A 3,182-nucleotide genomic window follows, 5' to 3' on the forward strand; every position below is an offset into this window, starting at 1 on the left:
AGGTCGCCGGCACTCAGATGATCGACCTTGCCGATCTCACCGTTGAACAGCGCGATGAAGAAGGTCTGGCCAAAGCAGGACAGAGCCATGAGGAGCAGACCGAATCCCAGCGGGCGCCAATGGCCGGACAGCAGACTGAGATAGCCGCCCACGCTCAGACGTGATCCCGTGCGCAGGCGAGGCAGACCGCAATGGCCGGGTCGAGCGTCAGACGCCGCGGTTCGATCGGTTCGTCGCATTTGACGCAGATGCCGTAAGTGCCGGCGGCGACGCGGGCAAGCGCCTGGTCGATCCGCGCTAGTTCGATGGCGCGGCGGCGTTCGGTGGCCAGCGCCATCGATTGCGCCTGCATCGCATCGATCCGCGACAAGCGCCCGACGGAGGTCTGGTCCAGTTCGACCGGGGCGCGGCTATCGGCGGCATCGGCGCTGGCGGTGTTCAGCGCGGCGCGCATGTCCGCGAGGCGCTGACGGATCGCTGCGGCTTCGTCTTCGTTCATCGGACCATCAGGACGGGGATGCGGCAGGAGCGAAGCATGGCCGTGGTCGTGCTGCCGATGACAAGGTTACGGATGCGCGAGTGACCATAGGCCCCGATGACCAGCAGTCCGAAACATTCCTGTTCGGTGATCCGCGCGATGGTGGTTTCCGGGTCCCCGGGTTCGATCCGGGTGGTGACGATTGCGCCGCAGCGTTCGATCTGCGTTTTGGCGTCGTCGAGTTGGGCGCGGCGCGGCTGATCAGCGGTGCCGACCGCGAGGATTTGCACCTGCAAGCCGCGCAGCAGCGGTGATTGTGCAAGAAAACCCATGGCTTTGCGGATGCTGGCACCGCCGTCATGCGCAATCAGCACGCGTTCGATCGGTCGGAACGCGCGTGCGGCGGCCAGGATGGGACAGATACTGGCGCGGGCGACGCGTTCCAGATTGGCCCCAAGGTGAAGCTTGGCGAAATCCGCCGCCTCGCCGCGTTTGCCGAGCACGACGATGCTGTGGCTGGTTTCGCGCGCGGTCAGGGTTTCAACCAGCGAGCCGTTGAGTTGGGTGGTGGTGACGGCAACACCCGCCGCGCGCAAAGGGGGGGTGGCCGCCTGGAGGATGGCGCGGCCCTTGGCGAGACCCACGCGCGCCTGCGCTGCCTCGACCTCGGTGAGTTGCTCCAGCAGCGCCTCGTTCGATTTGAAACCGATCGCGCCGCTCAAATTGGCGACCGAAGCGTGTTCGCGGTGATGATCGAGCACATGGAGCAATTCGATCTCGCCTCCAAGGCGCTGCGCCAGCCAGAGCGCATGGTCGCAGACGCTTTGGGTGTAGATCGAGCCATCGAGGCAGCCGATAATCTGAGTCATGGACGGTTTCCTTATTTTTCAGCCGTGTTCGAGCAGTTCCAGCGCATCCGGTTTGTCGTGGATGGCGAGGCGGTCAACAATGGTGGCGCTGGCTTCGTTGAGCCCGACCACTTCAACGATCGTGCCGTTGCGGCGCAGTTTCAACACCACCTTGTCGAGCGATTCGACCGCCGAGATGTCCCAGAAATGGGCGTGGGTGAGGTCGATCCGCACGCGTTCCACCGCCTCGGTCAGGTCGAATGCCGTGTTGAAAGTGACGGTGGAGGCGAAAAACACCTGACCGGTGACACGGTAGATGCGCAGGGCCCCATCGTCACGCAATTCGCTGTCGATCCGTACCAGTTGCGCGACCTTGAACGCGAAAAACAACGCGCTGAGCAGCACGCCGACACCGACCCCGGCAGCGAGGTTGTTGGTGGCAACAACGATGCCGACGGTCGCAAGCATCACCACGCTGGAACTTTTCGGGTAGGTGCGCAGGTTGCGCAGCGAGCGCCAGTTGAACGTGCCGATCGAGACCATGATCATCACCGCGACCAAGGCGGCCATCGGGATGACGCGCAGCCAGGGGCCGAGCACCACGATCAGGATCAGCAGGAACACGCCGGCGGACAGGGTGGAAAGCCGACCGCGCCCCCCGGATTTGATGTTGATCACCGACTGGCCGATCATCGCGCAACCGGCCATCCCACCGAGAAAGCCGGCGACCATGTTAGCGAGGCCGAGACCGATGTTTTCGCGATTGCGGTTGCTCGGTGTATCGGTCAGGTCATCGACAATGCTGGTCGTCATCATTGTTTCCAGAATGCCGACCAGCGCCATCGAGATCGAGAAGGGCAGCACGATCATCAACGTGTGGAGCGTGAAAGGCACATGGGGGATCAGCAGATGCGGCAGGCCGTCCGGCAGTTGACCCATGTCTCCCACGGTGCGAACCGGAATGTGGAAAAACACGGCAGCGAGGGTGAGCAGAGTGATCGCGATCAGCGGCGAGGGGATCGCCTTGGTGAAGCGCGGCAACCCATAGACGATGACCAGGCCAACCGCGACCATGGCATAGGTCTGCCAGGTGACATTGGTGAGCTGCGGAATCTGCGCCATGAAGATCAGGATGCCGAGCGCGTTCTCGAATCCGGTGATCACCGAACGCGAGACGAAGCGCATCAACACCGCAAGGCGCATCGCACCGAAACCGATCTGCAGCAGTCCGGTCAGGATGGTGGCGGCGAGCAGATATTGCAGGCCGTAATCGTGCACCAGCAGCACCATCAGCAGCGCGACCGAACCGGTGGCGGCGGAAATCATACCCGGTCGCCCGCCGGCGAAGGCAATGACGATGGCGATGCAGAACGATGCATCGAGCCCGACCACCGGCGAGACACCCGCGATGATCGAGAACGCGATGGCTTCGGGGATCAGAGCAAGGGCGACGACCATGCCGGCAAGCAGATCGCCGCGGATGTTGCCGAACCACTCGGTGCGGATGTTGGAGAGGGACATGAAACTCCTGAACGCGACAAAATGAACCCGCGATGAAACGGGGGGGATTTCGGGCCATGCCGGGTTGGGAGCGGGGCGCACCGATCGGCGCATCCTTGGTATCCTGATCCACAAATCCGCAGCATGGCTGAGCCGGCATCTGTGTTGATGCCGAGAGCGAGACAGAATTGCTGCGGATCGATCTACATTGGACCGGCGATATTCCAGGGAGGGCGCGTTTCGTTGTGTAAACGCGTGTTGCGGCGCAACACGGCTCGTGTAACCGAAGGTCTTGCGCGACGCAATGCTCGTAACTGCCGTTCATCAGCGCCGCGATGCCTGAAAGTGCTACGCCC

Annotated in this window: 3 protein-coding genes; all 3 read right to left on the bottom strand. The window is 62.9% G+C overall.

Translation table 11 applies throughout. From position 1 onward, the window contains the following. Nucleotides 1–154: 154 nt before the first annotated feature. The 3 genes from ACP5E6_RS17490 to ACP5E6_RS17500 are packed head-to-tail and all read right to left on the bottom strand — an operon-like array spanning nt 155 to nt 2,847. Nucleotides 155–499 carry a TraR/DksA family transcriptional regulator gene (locus ACP5E6_RS17490; protein ID WP_427956388.1) on the bottom strand — a complete coding sequence of 115 codons (345 nt, stop codon included), beginning with the start codon at nt 497–499 and terminating at the stop codon, nt 155–157. Beyond that, a complete protein-coding gene (locus ACP5E6_RS17495) occupies nt 496–1,347 on the bottom strand; it encodes a universal stress protein (protein WP_427956391.1) in 852 nt (283 codons plus the stop codon). The genes ACP5E6_RS17490 and ACP5E6_RS17495 overlap by 4 nt, the downstream gene beginning before the upstream one ends. An 18-nt stretch (nt 1,348–1,365) precedes the next feature. Then, nucleotides 1,366–2,847, bottom strand: coding sequence for a SulP family inorganic anion transporter (locus ACP5E6_RS17500; protein ID WP_427956394.1), 1,482 nt, complete (start codon nt 2,845–2,847; stop codon nt 1,366–1,368). Nucleotides 2,848–3,182 lie beyond the last annotated feature (335 nt).

This window comes from Acidiphilium sp. (assembly GCF_049977125.1).
GTDB lineage: Bacteria > Pseudomonadota > Alphaproteobacteria > Acetobacterales > Acetobacteraceae > Acidiphilium.